The organism is Nitrobacter vulgaris, assembly GCF_031453995.1.
Classification (GTDB): domain Bacteria; phylum Pseudomonadota; class Alphaproteobacteria; order Rhizobiales; family Xanthobacteraceae; genus Nitrobacter; species Nitrobacter vulgaris.
Genome location: NZ_JAVDPZ010000007.1, coordinates 36603 through 54737, shown reverse-complemented (window position 1 = coordinate 54737; position 18135 = coordinate 36603). Strand labels below are relative to the sequence as shown.

12 protein-coding genes and 1 pseudogene are annotated in these 18135 nt (G+C 61.2%); 5 read left to right on the top strand and 8 right to left on the bottom strand.

Going from position 1 to position 18135, the window contains the following annotated elements; translation table 11 throughout:
- The first annotated feature begins 13 nt into the window (after nt 1-13).
- Nucleotides 14-871: a hypothetical protein gene (locus GGQ85_RS06145; RefSeq protein ID WP_309773795.1), complete on the top strand. Its 858-nt coding sequence runs from the start codon at nt 14-16 to the stop codon at nt 869-871.
- A gap of 211 nt (nt 872-1082) precedes the next feature.
- Nucleotides 1083-1862 (top strand): enoyl-CoA hydratase, encoded by a 780-nt coding sequence (locus GGQ85_RS06140; protein WP_309773794.1) that lies wholly within the window; start codon nt 1083-1085, stop codon nt 1860-1862.
- Nucleotides 1863-1904: 42 nt separating this feature from the next.
- On the opposite strand, the gene GGQ85_RS06135 is transcribed toward GGQ85_RS06140, so the two are convergent.
- Together GGQ85_RS06135 and GGQ85_RS06130 are read right to left on the bottom strand one after the other, a co-directional pair.
- Nucleotides 1905-3752 carry an acetyl-CoA hydrolase/transferase C-terminal domain-containing protein gene (locus GGQ85_RS06135; RefSeq protein ID WP_309773793.1) on the bottom strand — a complete coding sequence of 616 codons (1848 nt, stop codon included), beginning with the start codon at nt 3750-3752 and terminating at the stop codon, nt 1905-1907.
- 93 nt (nt 3753-3845) lie between these two features.
- Nucleotides 3846-5093 carry a threonine ammonia-lyase gene (locus GGQ85_RS06130; protein ID WP_079447290.1) on the bottom strand — a complete coding sequence of 416 codons (1248 nt, stop codon included), beginning with the start codon at nt 5091-5093 and terminating at the stop codon, nt 3846-3848.
- Between the two features lie 258 nt (nt 5094-5351).
- Here GGQ85_RS06130 and GGQ85_RS06125 point away from each other — a divergent pair, with 258 nt between their 5' ends.
- On the top strand, nt 5352-5639 hold the full coding sequence (locus GGQ85_RS06125; RefSeq protein ID WP_079447291.1) for a hypothetical protein: 288 nt from the start codon (nt 5352-5354) through the stop codon (nt 5637-5639).
- Between the two features lie 131 nt (nt 5640-5770).
- Here GGQ85_RS06125 and GGQ85_RS06120 read toward each other — a convergent pair whose 3' ends face one another.
- Genes GGQ85_RS06120 through GGQ85_RS06110 form a run of 3 tightly spaced genes read right to left on the bottom strand, consistent with a single transcriptional unit; the run spans nt 5771 to nt 11458 of the window.
- The gene (locus GGQ85_RS06120) at nt 5771-9133 is read right to left on the bottom strand and encodes an error-prone DNA polymerase (protein ID WP_309773792.1); all 3363 of its coding nucleotides are present in this window, start codon (nt 9131-9133) and stop codon (nt 5771-5773) included.
- Nucleotides 9130-10737 (bottom strand): DUF6504 family protein, encoded by a 1608-nt coding sequence (locus GGQ85_RS06115; RefSeq protein ID WP_309773791.1) that lies wholly within the window; start codon nt 10735-10737, stop codon nt 9130-9132. Before GGQ85_RS06115 ends, GGQ85_RS06120 begins: the two co-directional genes overlap by 4 nt.
- Nucleotides 10646-11458: an ImuA family protein gene (locus GGQ85_RS06110; RefSeq protein WP_309773790.1), complete on the bottom strand. Its 813-nt coding sequence runs from the start codon at nt 11456-11458 to the stop codon at nt 10646-10648. Before GGQ85_RS06110 ends, GGQ85_RS06115 begins: the two co-directional genes overlap by 92 nt.
- Before the next feature lie 118 nt (nt 11459-11576).
- Here GGQ85_RS06110 and GGQ85_RS06105 point away from each other — a divergent pair.
- Nucleotides 11577-12063, top strand: a pseudogene (locus GGQ85_RS06105) (UdgX family uracil-DNA binding protein); the annotation flags it as partial.
- Nucleotides 12064-12108: 45 nt separating this feature from the next.
- On the opposite strand, the gene GGQ85_RS06100 reads toward GGQ85_RS06105, so the two are convergent.
- Entirely contained in the window at nt 12109-13278 is a 1170-nt protein-coding gene (locus tag GGQ85_RS06100) for a M20 aminoacylase family protein (protein ID WP_079447294.1), read from the bottom strand.
- A 60-nt stretch (nt 13279-13338) separates the two neighbouring features.
- Complete coding sequence (hpnO, locus tag GGQ85_RS06095; RefSeq protein ID WP_079447295.1) at nt 13339-14730, bottom strand: aminobacteriohopanetriol synthase HpnO; 1392 nt, start codon at nt 14728-14730, stop codon at nt 13339-13341.
- A 133-nt stretch (nt 14731-14863) separates the two neighbouring features.
- On the opposite strand from hpnO, the gene GGQ85_RS06090 reads away from it, so the two are divergent.
- The gene (locus GGQ85_RS06090; RefSeq protein ID WP_244553505.1) at nt 14864-15493 is read left to right on the top strand and encodes a DUF2147 domain-containing protein; all 630 of its coding nucleotides are present in this window, start codon (nt 14864-14866) and stop codon (nt 15491-15493) included.
- On the opposite strand, the gene hpnN is transcribed toward GGQ85_RS06090, so the two are convergent.
- The gene (gene hpnN, locus GGQ85_RS06085) at nt 15461-18049 is read right to left on the bottom strand and encodes a hopanoid transporter HpnN (protein WP_309773789.1); all 2589 of its coding nucleotides are present in this window, start codon (nt 18047-18049) and stop codon (nt 15461-15463) included. The genes GGQ85_RS06090 and hpnN overlap by 33 nt on opposite strands.
- Nucleotides 18050-18135 lie beyond the last annotated feature (86 nt).

Here is an 18135-nt window from a genome sequence, read left to right as displayed (position 1 = left end):
GCCAAAACCAGGCATGTGCTACCTCATTTTCGGTGCTTTCACCGCGGTTTGGCCCGTAGTGGTCGAAAAATTCCCTTTTTTTGCCCCGATGTGGCCACTCCGGGCGTTTCTTTTGCCGGTCAGGGAACCGACATACCGGGGAGAAATCGTCATGAGCATCGGGGCTAGCGGGCGCTCGGCGTTGATCATCGCAGCCGGACTTTTACTTGGTTTCGCGGGGCCAATGCGCGCGACAGACAGCGTGGCGGAACCCACCGGAGTAGCCGCCGCCCATACCGAAAAAGCGGTGGCGCCGGTCAGGTCCGGCAAACTTGCCAAACACCCATCGCACAAGCGGCAAGCCACGCGCACGCGGAAATCGACCAAGCCCGAATCAAAAACCGATAAAAAAGCGGAGGAAACAACTGCCTCTGCAATCCAGGATAGCAACAAGCACATACCGCTGCCGCCGACGGTCGCCAACGCAAACGCCAGCACCGATATCTCCCCTGGCACCACGGAAGATTTGTCCAAGGACGAGTCACCAAAAGTCCAAGCGAGCGCACTTGCCAATAGCGCCGGCGAGATGCTGGCTAATCAGGGGGATGCAGCGCCACACGCCGACAACACCCCCTCCCTTGCGGCCGCCGTGGATATCGTTCCCTCAGATGAACTCAACGAAATTGACCGGGCCCTGGCCGACAGCCATCAGGACGCACCTCACCTGGCATTGGCCTCGATTGACATCACGTCGCCCTCTAGTGGCGATACCGGCCAGGCGGCATCAAGCGACAGCTCTGCCTGGAACCATACCTCTCTGATCGGCAAAATCTTCATCGCCTTCGGCGGTTTGCTCACGATCGGGTCCGCCGCCCGGATGTTTATGGCCTGATCCGACATAGGGCCACCAGGATCCCGTTCTTCAAGACTTTACGCCGTCATCCCGACGGCGGGCCGCCAGTTTTCAAGCCGACGTATATTGACCTGCTGGTGGTGTGGACCTCGTGTTCGCTGCCGCAAGCTTGCGGCGCGACTGGACCGCAGGCACATTGTCCGCTGCCGCGTCTCCTTCGCGACCGGCTAATGACAACGCGGGACGGACCATGCGCAGTTTCGAGCACATCATCGTCGAGAGTAAGGACCAGGTCGGTGTCATCAAACTGAACCGTCCGAAAATGCTCAATGCGCTGTCGTTCGCGGTGCTCCGCGAAATAGCGGCTGCGGTAGATGAATTCGAAGCCGAATGCGAAATCGGATGCATCCTGATCACTGGTAACGAAAAGGCTTTTGCCGCCGGCGCCGACATCAAGGAGATGCAGCCGAAAAGCTTCATCGACATGTTCAACGAGGACTTCAAAGCGATCGGGGGCGACCGCATCGCCTCCTGCCGCAAGCCCACTATCGCGGCGGTCAGCGGCTATGCGCTCGGCGGCGGCTGCGAGTTGGCTATGATGTGCGACATCATCATCGCCTCCGACACCGCGACATTCGGCCAGCCCGAAATAACGCTTGGTACCATTCCCGGCATCGGCGGCACGCAGCGCCTGACCCGCGCCATCGGAAAGGCAAAGGCGATGGACCTCTGCCTCACCGGCCGGATGATGGACGCTGCCGAGGCAGAGCGCTCGGGCCTCGTCAGCCGGGTCGTGCCCGTTGACAAACTGATGGACGAAGCGATGGCTGCGGCGAAAAAAATCGCTTCGATGTCGCGTCCTGCCGCAGCGATGGCCAAGAACGCCGTGAATCGCGCCTTCGAGACGACGCTGTCGGAAGGCGTGAACGTCGAGCGCGACCTGTTTCGTTCGACCTTCGCGCTGGAAGATCGCGCCGAAGGCATGGCGGCGTTCATCGAGAAACGCAAGCCGAACAACAAGAACCGATGACCTAGCGTCATCGCTCGGTGCGAGACGAGGATGGCGCTGTGTTTACTTCTTGCTCTCCTTCAGCGCGCCGTTGAGAAGCGCACGATAAAGCCTGTCCGAAAACGTATTCGGATGATCAAGCCCCATACGCGCAAGCGCGGGTTGCACCGATGCATCGCCGGGACGCAATCCTTCCATCAGCAACCCGATGAGCGCCAACGGCGAACGTGATGCGTCGCGCAAGATTTCAAGCGCCGGTATCAGCCGCTGCTCGATCTCGGTGAAATCGCTGCCGAACGGAAACGATGGCAGCAGTCCAGCAGTTCGCGCGGGGCTCAGCGCGGCTGCGATCCGCATCGGCGTGTTGTCACAATGCGCTGCGGGAATCCGGTGATTGCGCGGCAGTTTTCCGGCGTCGATCGCCTGCCGCATCAACTGATCCTGAAAACGCGAGTCCGTTACGTTGAGCATCGCCGCGATCACATCGGCATCGGCTTTTCCGCGCAGGTCCGCCACTCCATATTCGGTGACCACGATATCGCGCAGGTGGCGCGGAATGGTGGCATGGCCGTAGGTCCAGCGGATATTGGACACCACGCCGCCCTTCTCTCGTCTGGTCGATTCCAGAGTGAGGATCGAGCGCGCGCCCTCGAGCGCAAAAGCCTGCGCCACAAAATTGTATTGTCCGCCGACGCCGCTCACCACCTGACCGTTGTCGAGACCATCGGAGATCGCAGCCCCCATCAGGGTTGCGATCATCGCGTTGTTGACGAAGCGCGCGTCAACTCGGGCGCGACGCTTGGCGGCCTCATCGCCGTAAAGTTCATTAGTAAAGGACACCGCTGTCATCTGGATGCGGGCGCGCTCGTCCGGCGTCATCTCGCGCAACGCGCGATAGAATGATTGCGGTCCAAGAAAGAACGCGCCGTGCAGCACCGCACCGTCGATCTCGCGCTTCAACACGCCCGCTTTAATCAGCCCGAGAAACGCCTCGAAAACCATTTCGCTGACGCCATAAAGGCCAGTTGCAAACGGCGCGGTCTCCGCCATTGCACTGTCTGGCGCAAGCCGTGCGGCGATCTCACGAAAGCGCGCGTTATCGCGGTGACGAACGATCAGGCTTTGCGCCAGCGCATCGCCGGTCTGGCCAATGCCGATCTGCAAACTTCCGCCATCCTTGATCAGCCCGGCCGCGTGCAGGCCGATGGCATATTTGGTGTCGGATACCGGCTCGGACGGTGGCGCGAATAACGGAAAGTCGGTAGCGGAGCTGTCGAGGACCGCGCTGAACTCGCTGGCTGGAAGATCGCCGGCGCCGGGCATGAACGGCAATTGCGAGTTGACCTGTCCCACCAGTTTGAACGACGCGCGGCCCGCAGCGCGGGCGCGCAGAAGGTCGAGCGTGGTGTCCGTGTTGCTGCTCAGACTGTAGCGCGTCTCGCCGTTGACGACGCGCTTCGCCACGAGTTGAGTGATGACGTTGAGGCCTCGGTCGAGGATATAGGACGCGGCGTGAGTGTAATTGGCGGCGATGTAGTGTTGCTGGGCATAGCTGTTGCGCAGCCATTTTCCTGCCAGGAAGAAAAACTCGGTGACCTTGACGTTCGGCGGCAACGCGCCCTTATGCAAAGCGGTGGCGTAATCGAGATCCGGCCAATCGCCGAACAGGCGATCGATCACTGGCGTAATGAAACGCTTTTCCAACTCGTTCGATGGCCGCGGCTTCTCCAGCGTCAGCGCCGAGAACAATGTGAGGTCGAGATTGCGATCGGCTTCCGCCCGGCGATACAGCGCATTGACGATGTGATTGGCCTTGCCGAGCCCAAGCGGCAGTCCCACCACCAGACGAGAACCGTTCTCGCGGATGATGTCATCAACGATTGCGGCGGGATCGGTGAAAATCCTGGGCATCAGGCCGTCGTCCGCACGTCCATCATGTATGATACGCCTCCATGCGCTTCCATGTTCTGGTGCAGGCTGCAACGATCCAATGTAATGGCGTTCTCAATCCCTTGATAGCACCAGCCGGTCGCGGCGGCGCGCTCTCACGCCTTTGGCTTCCAGGCCGGCGACGATGGCGCTGCCGTGCGCGGTGTCCTGCGCCTCGATCACCAGCTCGACCTCGGTCATGTTGGCGGACAAAGCGCTGAACAGACGCTGGTGCTGCACCTCGACGATGTTGCCACGGAGTTCGGCAATGACGCATGCGAGTTCGGCCAGCGCTCCGGGCTTGTCAGAAATCTCCACGACGAGATCGATCAGCCGGCCGTCGCGGACCAGCCCTCGCATCAGCACGTTGGCGAGCGTGCGCGTATCGATGTTACCGCCGGAGACGATCAAGCCGATCTTGCGCCCGACGAACCGCCCGGGATCGCTCATCAGCGCCGCAAGCGCGGCCGCGCCCGCACCTTCCGTCACGGTCTTCTCGATCTCCAGCATCTGGATGACGGCCTTCTCGATCAAACGCTCCGCGACCGTCATCACCTCGATGCCATACTCACGGAGGATCGCCAGCGGCAGCGAACCGACATCGCGCACCGCGATGCCTTCGGCGATGGTCGCGCCGCCGACCGAGATCGGATGCCCAGCGAGATGCTGCGCCACGGCGGCGTACGACTCCACTTCGACACCGATCACCTCGACCGCCGACGCATGACCCGACGCCGCGATCGCGCAACCCGCGACCAGTCCGCCGCCACCGACGGGCGTAAGGATACAATCGAGCGCCGGCTGATCTTCCAGCATCTCGAGCGCCACCGTGCCCTGCCCGGCGATCACGGCCGGATCGTTGTAGGGATGGACAAAGACAAGATTTTCATCCGCGGCCAGTTGCCGGGCAAACGCGGCGGACTCCGCCAGCATTTCGCCCTCGAGCCGCACCCGCGCCCCGAGCTTCCTGGTTCGCGACACCTTCACAAAAGGCGTTGATTTCGGCATCACGATCGTGGCGGCGATTCCGAGATTATGAGCGTGATAGGCAACGCCCTGGGCGTGATTGCCCGCGGACATGGCGATGACGCCGCGCCGCGCTTCGTCCGCCGACAGCGTGAGGAGCTTGTTGGCCGCGCCGCGTTCCTTGAAAGAGGCGACGAACTGCTGATTTTCCAGCTTGAGCCAGACCTCGGCCCCGGTGATTTCGGACAGCGTGCGCGAATGAACCAGCGGCGTACGAATCACTCGTCCGGCGAGCCGAGCGGCGGCAGCCTTCAGTTCCGCCATTCCGATGGATTTGCCCTGCTCCGCCTCGCTCATACCTGCTTCTCCGTGAATGGTCCGACTGCGGGTTATGTCACCCGCCGCAAGAAATGAAATACGTTATTTGTACCGGCGGCGTCTTCGTTTTCGGGTATGAGGCGGACGATAATCAATCGGCGCCGATCGCAACGTTGATTTCCAGCAAATGCATACCGGCGCATTAATATTTGCCATCCAACGTCAACTGCCGATGCGATACGGCGCGGGACAGCGCACCGGCCCTATTTCATGTTTATGCGAATGCAAGGAGCTGTCATGGCCGCTATTGATCCCTTGACCGCCGTGGGTGTCGTACTCGCTACCGCGGCGACCGATGCCGTTTATGTGATGTTCACCTCGGCCGTGGTGGCGCGACGGCGCGTTCCGGCGGCGACCTGGAGCAGCATCTGGTACCTGCTCTCGTCCTTCGCCGTGATCAGTTATACCGAGAACTGGGTCTATGTGGCCTTCGCCGCGGTCGGCTCCTGGCTCGGCGCGTTCGCGACGATCACCTTCCTGCATCGCCCACCGGGCGGACCGCCTGTCGGCGCGTCGGTGGAGTGAGAGGGCACGATCAGGCTTGAGGCCGTCATTTGCCGAACTTGAAGCGGAAATCCATATGGATGCCGGGGTCATAGGCAAGCGAAGCAATGCCGTTTTCCTTCCGGGCGGCTATGCCCGGCATAACGAATAACTCAATGAAAATCCCGCGAGCGCGGCAGAATGCGCACGTTGCGCGGGTGACGAACTCTCTGTGCCGGATTGTCGGGGTGTTCGCGGCGGTCGTCGTTGAGCGGCTCGGCCGGTGTGACCGGCGGCGGCAGCGGATGCCTGGGCACGAGCGCATCGTTCGCCAGATGCATCAGCTCGGTTGAGCGATCGGTCAGCTTGCTTGCGATAAGATGTACGACCTGCTCCGGGCTGCTCTGGATATGGCCCTCCACCTCGATCAGCCGCGCGCCCATCACCTCCTTGCGGTAACGCTCCATGATCTTCGGCCACACCACGATATTGGCAATTCCGGTCTCGTCTTCCAGCGTCATGAAGACGACGCCCTTGGCGCTGCCCGGCCGCTGCCGCACCAGCACCACGCCCGCACACTTGACGCGCCGCCTGTCATTGGCATGGCAAATCTCGGCGCAACTCACCAGGCGCTCGCGGGTGAACATCGCGCGCAGGAATTCCATCGGATGGCCCTTCAACGACAACCGCACGGTCTGATAATCGGCAACCACCTGCTCCGGCAGCGGCATCCCGGGCAGCGGCGCGGCATGTTCGTCCGGCAGCTCGCGCGCGACGGCGCTTTCGAACAATGGCAGCGGCACGTCGTCCGGCAGTCGGCGCACCGCCCACAGCGCCGCACGGCGGTCGAGCCCGAGCGAGCGAAAAGCATCGGCATCGGCCAGCAGGATCAGCGCGCGCTTCGGCAGTTTGGTGTCGCGGGAAAAATCCTCGATGGAGGTGAAGGGGCGGTGCCGCCGCGCGGCGACGATACGCTCTCCCCAGTCGTCTAACTCGTTATTCCGAGACCGAATCTTGTCTCGTTTCAAATACTCCTCATCCCTATCAACCCACTTGAATCCGTCGATCTGACGGAAGCCGAGCCGCACCGCGTGATGCGCGCCCACACGCTCTTCCAGAGTGTTCTGCGAATGGCTGAACGAGACGTCGATCGGCCACACCTCGACGCCGTTCTTGCGGGCATCGCCGACGATCTGCGCCGGTGCGTAAAAGCCCATCGGCTGCGAATTCAATAGACCGCAGCAAAACGCGTCGGGATGGAAACACTTCAGCCATGACGAGACATAGACGAGCTGCGCGAAGCTCGCCGCGTGGCTCTCGGGGAAGCCGTAAGACCCGAATCCCTTGATCTGTTCGAAACAGTTTTTCGCGAATATCGGATCGTAGCCGCGCGCAATCATGCTGCCGACCATTTTCTCCTGAAAGGAGCCAATGGTCCCCACGTTGCGGAATGTCGCCATCGCACGGCGCAGGCCATTGGCTTCCTCAGATGTGAACTTCGCGGCTTCGATGGCGATCCGCATCGCCTGCTCCTGAAACAACGGCACGCCGAGCGTCTTGTGCAGCACGTTGCGCAGTTCATTCCTGTTGCCACCCTTCGGATAGGGATAGTCGATATCCTCCGGCTTCATGGCTCGCCGCTTCAAATAGGGATGCACCATGTCGCCCTGGATCGGCCCGGGACGGACGATGGCGACCTCGATCACGAGATCATAGAATGTGCGCGGCTTCAGCCGCGGCAGCATGTTCATCTGCGCACGACTTTCGACCTGGAACACGCCGAGGGATTCGCCTCGCTGCAACATCTGATAGACTTCGTCGTCGTCCCTCGACTTAATGTCCGCCAGCTCGTAACGCTTCCCCTTGTGCTCGGCGATCAGATCAAAGCATTTGCGGATGCAAGTCAGCATGCCGAGCGCGAGCACGTCGACCTTCATCATCCGCATGGCGTCGACATCGTCCTTGTCCCACTCGATAAAGGTGCGATCGTCCATCGCGGCATTACCGATCGGCACATAGGTGTCGAGCCGATCCTGCGTCAGCACATAGCCGCCGACGTGCTGCGATAGATGACGCGGAAATCCGATCAACTCGGTGGCAAGCGCAATAGCGCGGCGCACCATCGGGTTTTGTGGATCGAACCCAGCCTGCCTGATCTGCATGTCGCTGACATCATCGCCCCAGCTCCCCCACACCGTGTCGGCGAGCGCCGCCGTGACATCCTCGGTCAGCCCCAGCACCTTTCCGACATCGCGGATGGCGCTGCGCGGCCGATAATGAATGACGGTGGCGATGATCGCGGCGCGATGGCGGCCATAGCGGCGATAGACATACTGCATCACCTCCTCGCGGCGCGAATGCTCGAAATCGACGTCGATGTCCGGAGGCTCCAGCCGCTCTTTCGAGATGAACCGTTCGAACAGAAGATCGGTCTCAGCCGGATTAACCGCGGTGATGCCGAGCACATAGCACACGGCCGAATTCGCCGCCGAGCCGCGCCCCTGGCACAGGATGTTCTGGCTGCGCGCCCATTGCACGATGTCATGCACGGTGAGAAAGTAATGAGCGTATTTAAGTTCGGCGATCAGGTTGAGTTCCTTGCGCAGCACCGCACGCAACTTGTCGTCCGACCCTTCCGGAAAATATTTTGCGACGCCGGCCCACGTCAGATCTTCAAGATGACACTGCGCCGTCTTGCCGGGGGGCACCGGTTCGTCAGGATACTGATATTGAAGCTGATCGAGGGTGAATGCGATGCGCGAAGCGAACGCCACCGTTTCGGCGATAGATTCCGGGATATCACGAAACAACCGCGCCATCTCATGCGCCGGTTTCAGATGCCGCTCGGCGTTGGCTTCGAGCTTTCGCCCGACGGCATCGATCGTGATCTTTTCACGAATGCAGGTGAGGACATCCTGCAACGGACGGCGTACAGGGTGATGGTACAGCACCTCGTTGGTCGCAAGCAGCGGCACGCGGGCGGCGGCCGCGATCCGCTGCAATCGCTGCAAACGGCGCCGGTCGTCACCGCGATAGAGCAGACTTACCGCGAGCCAGACGCCGTCCGCGCGACTCTGCCGCAACCGGTCCAGCACCTTCAGGACTTTCGTCGTTTCAAAACGATGCTGCAAAGTCAGCACAAGAAGCTGGCCTTCGGAAAACTCCAGCAGATCATCCAGCCTCAGATGGCATTCGCCTTTCTCCGCCGCCCGCTTGCCGCGGGTCAACAACCGACAGAGCCGGCCATAGGCGTTGCGATCACTGGGATAGACAAGAATGTCCGGCGTCCCATCGATGAAAACGAGACGCGATCCGATCAGCAGCCGCGGCTTATAACGAACCTCGGGGTTTCCCAGCTCCGTATAGGCGCGCACCACCCCCGCCAGCGTGTTGCGATCGGCAATGCCGATGACAGGCAGCCGCAGCTCGCTCGCCTGATGCACATATTCTTGCGGGTGCGACCCGCCGTACAGAAACGAGAAGTTGGTGGCAATGCCGATTTCGGCATAGTGTGGAATGTCGCGCGGATGCTTCATGGGAACAGCCCGTGGACAAACCATTTTGGCGGTGCGGTATCGCCGTTCTCAGCCGCTTCATAAAGACCGTCGCGATAGAGCCAGAACCGCAATCCGCTTTCATCCTCGACGCGAAAGTAATCCCGCGTCGGCCTTGCCTCCTGCGTCCGCCACCACTCCATCGCAATGCGCTCGGGACCTTCGGCACGAACCACCGTATGAGTGACACGCCGCCAGATGAAATGACGCGGTGGCTTGTCCGGCACCTCCGCCAACTTCACCTCGATCGGCTCCGGTCGCGCAAACATCCGCAACGGCCGGAGCGGCGGCTCGTTCCCGATACGTGCGGGCCACTCGGCGCGCATGGCCGTCACGAGATGCTGTTGCGCCGGTAATGAGAGAGCCTCGCGTTCGGGAATATGCGTATCCTGTGGCAGATGCACGACGACGCGATGGCTGCCGATGCGCGCGGCAATGCGGTCGATCAGCGCCGACACTTCGTCATTGTCCTGAACATGCGTATCGAGCTCGCGCTGCTCCTGCACAACCGACTCGGTTCGCACTGCGGACAGCCGCACCAGATCGAAGCCGAAACCAGGATCGAGCGGATCGATCAGCGCATCGAGCCGCTCGCGGAACAGGCGATCGACGATTTCGCCGCGCGCGACGGGGCGGCCGGTCTCCACTGCGATGACTCGCACCGCGCCGTCGGTGCGGAAAAAACTCGCTTCCAGATGCCGCGCGCCCTTGCCATGCTTTTCCATCGCGGCGATGAGTGTGCGCGCAAGACCTGCCAGCGTCATCGCGATTGCGCCGTCGGTGGTGATCGGCTCGGCAAACCGCTTCTCGACGATATAATCCGGCGGCGGCTTGCGTGGATTAATTGGCATATCGCCTTGCCCCAGCGCCTGTTCCAGGAGCGCTGTGAAAGCGACACCAAAACGCGCGGCGATCTCGTGGCGGCCGCGTGCAGCGACATCGCCGATGGTTTTCAACCCGGCACGGCGCAGCCCGCGCGTGATCGCATCATCGGCCCCCAGCGTGAACACCGGCAGCGGCGCAACAGCTTCCAGCTCCGCGCCAGGCGCGACAATCCGGCCATGGGCATGGCGCGTCAACGCTCGCGCGCAGACCTGCGTGCCTGCGATCGCCGCGCTCACAACAAAGCCACGTCGCCTCAGCGCGTCGCACAGCGCGTTCATCAGCGCGGCCTCGCCGCCGAACAGATGCGCGCAGCCGGTAATGTCGAGCAGCAAACCGTGCGGCGGATCGAGCGCCACCAACGGCGTGAAGCGGTCGCACCAGTCGGCGATGCCGTTCAATGTTTGCTCGTCCGCAATATCGTCAGCATCGAACACGTCGATGTCGGGACAGATCGCACGGGCATTGGCCAGCGGCAGCCCGACCGCAAGGCCAAGACGTGCAGCCACATCATCCAGCGCGGTGATGACCAGCGCGTTGTTTTGTTTGGCAACGACGATATGGGGCGACTTTCCCTTTGTCTTTGCCGCGCCAGATTGTGAGCCTCCTGCTTCAGCCGGCACGCCGGAGCGCAATAACTCGCGCCGGATGCGGTCGGTCGGCAGCCGCGGCAGCCACAGGCTGAGGATGCGTCTCGGAGTCATGGAACGAGACGTCACGGAAGAGGCACTCATCACACTTCCACTCCATGATCCATTGGCCGGTCTGGCCATGACGATTACGGACAAGTCGTGTTTCGAGCACGGGGGCGCCCCACGCCTGCCATGCCGCGCCTGGCGGCGAGCGCGCCGGGCGCACGATCCACCGTGTCTCCGCCGTCGAAGGCAGCGGGCTTGCCGCCACCCGTAGCAGCAGCCCGGTAACGCCGGAGGCCCGCGCCGCCAGCGTCAGCCTGCGGCTGGCGACGAGATCGAACAGACGCGTCTCCCCCCAAATCTCGATGACCACGACGCCGAGCGCATCGCAGGCCAGCGCATCGGCCGCTGTCCGCAACGCGCTCTCCACATCCGGCGCATGGACCGTCACCAAAAGACAGGGGTCGAGGCCGATCTCCCGCCATCCACGCATCGACAGCGCACCGGATTCCCGCGCGGCAAAATCCTGCCGCACCCAGAGCAGCGGCCGATCCTTGCCGACACGCTGCGCAAGACCTGCGATGAACCCTGTTGCCGCCGCGCTATGCCGCCCCTTCGCGAACACCTCATGCACGGCACCCTGCGCAAGCCCGCCCTGCAGCACGGCATCCGCCTCGCCATGACCGAGCGCCACCCGGTCCGGCATTCCGCCCCCGTGATCGGTCTCGATGCGCGCGATGCGGTCACGCAGGCGCGCAAGCTTCCCTGCGCTGCTTCCGGTTCCAGGCATGATCAAAAATCCGTCCGTGACATCAGAGCCGATGACAAGCCTGAGTGTTCACTATATGTTCTAGTAAATGTCGGCCAAAGCCAAGAGTCAACCAGGACTTTCCGGCGATGCTTTCGCCAAGATCGCCAACCTCGTTTTTGTTTGTGAAACCAAAGGATTGGAGAGCCATGGAGCTGCGGCACAGATGCTTGCCCGCGCACTCAAGGAAGCCGGAATCGACCGCAAGAAGGTTTACGTTACCAATGCCGTGAAGCACTTCAAGTTCGTGCCGCGCGGCAAGATCAGACTGCACCAGAAGCCGAACACGCCGGAAATCAGGGCGTGCCGCCAATGGTATGAGCGCGAGCTGGCGGCAATCAATCCGGCCGCTGGTGGTGGCGATGGGCACGACCGCGGCGCAAAGCGTATTCGGCAAAATCACGCCAATCAACAAATCACGTGGACGGCTGATCGACATGGCCGACGGACGCAAGGCGCTGGTGACGGTGCATCCGTCCTATCTGCTGCGGCTGCCGGATCAGGACGCCAGAGCCCGCGAATATGAGCGCTTTGTCGGCGATCTGAAAATTGCCGCGACACAACTGCAGCGCGACAAGGCGGCGTGATGGCCGCTGGTAGCGGCGCATAGCAAGTTCTGTGTGCAAAGCACCTTATGCCGCCAGCGTGGTCTCGACCAGCCTGATCCAGTACGACGTGCCGTACACGATGGCGTCGTCGTTGAAGTTGTAAGCGGGATGATGCAGGCCCGCGCTGTCGCCATTGCCGATGAAGATGAAGGCGCCGGGCCGCGCTTCCAGCATATAGGCGAAATCCTCCGCGCCCATCATCGGCGGCGTCCCGTGTACATTATTATCGCCAGCAATCTCTTTTGCGATCCTGATCGCGGTATCTGTCTGCTCGGGGTGATTCACCGTGACCGGATAGCCGCGCCTGAATTTGACATGGATCCTGGCGCCGGTCGTCAGCGCCACGCCGGCGGCGACCTCTCGAATCCGTTTTTCCATCAAGTCGCGAATATCCGCCCTCAGGGTGCGGACCGTTCCGCGCAGCTCTGCCGTTTGGGGAATGACGTTGCTGGTACTGCCGGCGTGGAACTCACATACGGAAATCACCGCCGATTCCAACGGATCGACATTGCGCGACACGATCGATTGCAGGGCAACGACAAGCTGCGAGCCGGCCAGCACCGGATCAATACAGAGATGCGGACGCGCGGCGTGGCCGCCGTGGCCCTCGATCCTGAAATCGACGCTGTCGGTCGCCGCCATGATAGGCCCCGGCCGGATGGAGAAGGCGCCGAGCGGCAGTCCAGGATTGTTGTGCATGCCATAGACCTGATCAATCCTGAAACGATCCATCAGCCCGTCCTTGATCATCGCCGCGGCACCAGCGCCGCCCTCTTCCGCCGGCTGAAAGATCACGACCGCCTCGCCGGCGAAATTCCGCGTCTCCGCGAGATAACGCGCGGCACCGAGCAACATCGCCGTATGGCCGTCATGGCCGCAGGCATGCATCTTGCCGGCTGTCTTCGAGGCGTAAGGTAAATCGGTTTCCTCTTGAATTGGCAGCGCGTCCATATCGGCACGCAGACCGATCACCTTGACTTCCCCGCCACCGGGGCGTCTGCCCTTGATGACGCCGACGACGCCGGTCCTGCCGAGCCCGGTCACGATCTCGTCGCAGCCGAATTCCCGCAAGCGGTCGGCCACGAACGCGGCGGTGCGAGGAACGTCGTACAGAAGCTCCGGCTGCGCGTGGATATCCCTGCGCCAGCCAGCGATTTCGGATTGCAGATCGGCAACGCGGTTGACGATAGGCATTTTGTTTCCGATCGGGTTGCGAGGATCTTCGCTAAAGCATTTTCAGCCGACGAAAGGGCGTCACGCCGACTTGCGAACGGCATTATCCATCAAAGTCTTGCCGAGTGACCAGATCGCGCCTGGAACCTGATGGCTTGCGGCAATGACGCTGTCGAATGAGGTCTCGATCCACTTGCAATCTTCATCATTGATGATGAGCGGCGGCAGCAGCTTGATCGTATGGCTGCCGTGACCGGCGACCTGGGTGAGTATCTTGTGATCCTTGAACAAGGGCACGGTGATAAGCTGGCAGAACAGGCCCTTGTTGGCAGTCTCCAGCAGATTCCACGATGCCCTCAGTCGCAGCGATTTCGGCGGCCCGAACTCAACGCCGATCATCAGGCCCTTGCCGCGGACCTCCTTCAGAAGCTCGTAACCCGGCACCATGCGGTTGAGCGCCAATTGCAATTCCGCGCCGCGCCGCGCGGCATTCTCGACCAGTTTCTCGGCCTTCAGCACTTCAAGCGTGGCGATGCCTGCCGCCATCGCGAGATCGTTTTTGGCGAACGTCGAGCCGTGCACGACGGCGCGATCCATCCGGTTGAATATTTTGTCGAAGATGTGCTTCCGGGTCAGCACCACGCCGATCGGCACATGACCGCCGGACAACGCCTTCGCCAGCAGCACCATATCCGGCTCGACGTTCCAGTGCTCGACGGCCAGAAACCGTCCGGTCCGGCCGATGCCGGTTTGAATCTCATCCGCCACGAACAGCGTGCCATATTTCCGACACAGCGCGGCAGCTCCCGGCAGGAATTCATCGGTGGGCATGTTGACGCCCTTGCCCTGGATCGGCTCGACGATGAAGGCCGCGATCTGGCGCGACGACAACGTTTGCTCCAGCGCGGCGAGATCGTTAAAGGGAATCACTTTGCAATCGGGCAGCAGCGGCTCGAATCCGCCGCGGAAATTCTTGTCGTCTGTCAGCGAGAGCGCGCCATAGGTCAGTCCGTGGTAGCCATGATCGCAGTAAACGATGCCCGTCCGTCCGGTGGCGACACGCGCGAATTTGATGGCGGCCTCGACGCTTTCCGCTCCGGAATTCGCAAAAAAGACCTTGTCGAGGTAGGGAACGTGAACGAGCAGCCGCTCAGCCAAAACACCGGCCAGCGTGGAGACATCCATTTGCACAAGGTTGGGGAGATCACTGTCGAGGACGCCTTTCAGGGCATTCCGCAACACAGGATGGTTCCGACCAATCGCAAAAACGCCAAATCCGCTCAATAGATCAAGGTAACGTGCGCCCTCGCGATCGACCAGATATTGGCCCTGCCCACTTTGGAAACCAACGTCGTAGCCGATGGTCTTCAGAACCCTGACAAGCTGTTCATTGAGGTGGCGGACATGCATCGCGCTGCGCTGCGCCTGCCGTTCCACAAACATCTCGGAAACGTCTAGATTTGGATATAGCATCCGCTACATAGTTCGGTTGATGGTCGCTTCGTCAACTGAAAAGCACGAACACGGTATTTGACTTTGTCAGTGATCCCCAGCCCTTCTACTTAAGCACAGGCTTGAAAACATGTTGCAGCGCCCAGGACACACCATGCGCATTTTAGATTATTGCAGAACTTCCGCTATTTCCTCCCTTGTCGCAACCGCTCTGGTGACAGCGGGATTAGGGTCCGCTCTCGCGGGTGATCCCACCGGGGATTGGCTGGTTGCCGACGGGGTCGCCAAAGTCCGGGTGGCCGAATGCAAGGGCAGCATGTGGGGTGCGATCTCCTGGGAAAAAGAGCCGGGCGTCGACAGCAATAATGCCGACCACGCCAAGCAAACCCGGCCCACGCTCGGCATGCCATTGCTGTTTGATATGAAGAAAAAAGCGAACGAAGATCTTTGGGAGGGGCAGGTCTACGACGCGAAAACCACCGGCCGGCTTCAAACGGCCAGCATCCGTCTGCTGGACCCTGATAAGCTCGAGATCAAGGGTTGCATGCTCGGCATCCTATGCGGCGGCGAGACCTGGACCCGCGCCGCCCCCCCGATTCCAAGCAGCCCGTCCAACAGTCACAGTCCTGCCAGCACCGCGCCGAAGGCAGGCATGGCCAAGACCGCTCCATCGAAGTCTGCGCACAAGACCATCGGTCAAAAGTCCGCTACCAGTGCCACCCCGCCGACCGATCCTGTCGGCGATATCTGTCTACTTCCCGACATCGCGGGGACGGCCCATTAACGCGGGCTGAAACAAGAGCACCGCGGCAAGGGTGGTGATGAGCGACAGCGCCAGTAGCTTACCCATGCTTGCCGTGCCCGGATGACTCGACAACCACAGGCTACCGAAAGCGGTCGCGGTTGTCAGGGCGCTGAAGAAGATCGCCCGCGTGAGGCTTGATTGCAGCAGGTTCGTTCTGCCGGATCGCCAGGCCGTAACATAATAAATCTTGAACGCCACGCCGACGCCGAGCAGCAACGGCAACGCGACAATGTTGGCGAAGTTGAGAGGAAGCCCGATCATCACGCAGATCTCGAGCGTCACCGCTCCCGCCACCAGCAGCGGCACCAGTGTCAGCAGCACATCGGTAATTCGGCGTAGTGCCAGCCAGAGCAGGATGCTGATGGAGATCAAAGCCCAGAGTCCCGCCTCGATAAACGCCTTAACGATGGTGTCGCCGGACTTGAGAATCGATACCGGCCCGCCGATGGCGTTGGGCGCAGCCGCGAGCACAGCGCTGGCAAATTTTCGCAGCGTCTCATTGTGGTCCGGATCTCCGCGCGGCAACACTTCGACGCGCGTAATGCCGTCTTCGCTCTTCCAGAGCTTCACGAAATCCGGCGGCAAGGATTCAAGGGTGACAGGTTCGGCCTTCAGTAAATTTCGAAGCTGTTCGAACATGATCTTGAGCGGTTCGACGAAGGTGGCTTGCGCTTTTTCACGCATGGCTTCGTTCGAATCGGCCAGCCGGGTAAGATCGTCAGCCAGCCGCTTTGCGGCCGCGGCACCCGGTCCCTGATGAGTGCCGGCCGCTTTCCGCAGACTATCGGCGGTGCTCTTCAGCGCATCGACATTCTCCTCGTCGGAGGGCGGCGGATCAATCGAATCCGGATTGAGCGCTGGACCAAGAATTTTAGCGCCTCGCGCAATCAGCTTGAGTTTCTCAGGCTGGTCAGCCGGGACAAAGCTATCGAGCGACCGGGTGCGTGCAACTTCAGGCACTTCGGCGAGCCGGGCCTCGACCTGCTGAGCTTCCTGCTCGGACTTGACCATCACGTTGATGGCGTTCGCGCCGGTATCGGGATCTCTCCGCAAATCCAGATATGTGGCGATCGATTCGACCTTTGAGCTCCTTAGGTGGATCGGATTGAAATCGAAGCGCAGGAAGTAAAGCGCTGGCGCTCCGAGAATGACAACTGCAATCGTGCCGCCGACGATCGCCACGCGATAGTCTTCGAGAAAACGGTCGAGCGGGGCCAAAAACGCGTAGCCGACCGGCTCTTTCTCACCCGGCGGGTTCAGAAGACGCAGCAACGCGGGAAGAACGGTGATGCTTGTGAGAAACGCGATCAACATACCCACGCCGGCGATTCTGCCGAGTTCCGACACACCCTTGTAATCCGTCGGCAGGAACGACAGGAAACCCGCCGCAGTCGCCATCGCCGCCAGCGACAGCGGGACCGAGGAACGCTTCGCCGCCACCAACAACGCCTTTTCCAGATCGTCGGTCTTGAACCGCTCGGAACGGTAGCGGACGCTGTACTGAATGCCGAAATCAACGCCGAGGCCGATAAACAGCACGGCAAAGGCGATCGACAGCAGATTGAGCGATGTCACCATCATGAGGCCGACCGCCGTCGTGACCGCGAGTCCGACGAACAGCGTCGCAAACACCGCGAAGATGATTTTCGGCGAGCGCAACGCCAGCCAAAGGATCACCAGCACGATCACCACCGTACCCACGCCGTTGACGATGGCGCCCTCCTGCACGGTGGCGAATTCCTCATTGGCGATCGGCACCGGCCCGGTCAGTCGGACGCGCGCACTAAACTTGCCGGCAAGATCCAGATCGAAGGCGGCTCTACGGATCGCATCGGTGGCATCCTTGCCCGGCTCGAGCGCATTGAAATCGAGGTACGGCTTGATCTGGATCAGCGAGCGGAGATCGGAAGCGGCCAGGGGCTGGTCGCTTGCGAGCTGACGCCAGGAGAAGGTGCCGCTTCCCTTGGTCAGGACGTCCTCAACGCTCTGGGCAATCGCCGAGAACGGCCGCGCCGTGCTGTCCAGCTCGAACTGACCCCGCTTCAAGCCGACCAGCGCCGTTTCGAGCGCAGCGGTCAGCCCGCGCAAGCTCGGATCGCCGGCCATGATCTCGACCAGCGGCGCGGCCTCGCCAAACTGGCCCGTGAGCTGTTTGACCTCCTCAGTGGGAAGGAACAACAGGCCGTTCCGTTCGAAAAACGGCCCTCCGCCGAGTAGCTGAACCGATTCGAAATTGCGGTGGTCGTTCTTGAGTCTCGCGGCCAGCATGGCACCGGCAGTGCTGGCAAATTCCGCCGTGGGGGCCTCCACGACCGCAAGGATCAGTCTTTCCTGGTCGAACGCCTTCTCGAAAGCAATGTCACGCTGCCGCCAATCCAGATCAGGCGAAATTAACTTATTGATATCAGTGTTTATTTCAAAGTACTTCGCCGAATAGAAGACAGCACCGGCGGCCAGCACGATCGCAACCAACGCAGTAACCCAAGCAAACCGTGTGCAAGCCTTAACGATCGAAACAACAATACCTGTCAGCACATTCTTTCTTTCTGCTACCATGTACGTATACGCACATGAACGGACCCGGCCCGGTTCTTCTGCCGGATCTAACGACTTTTGTATGC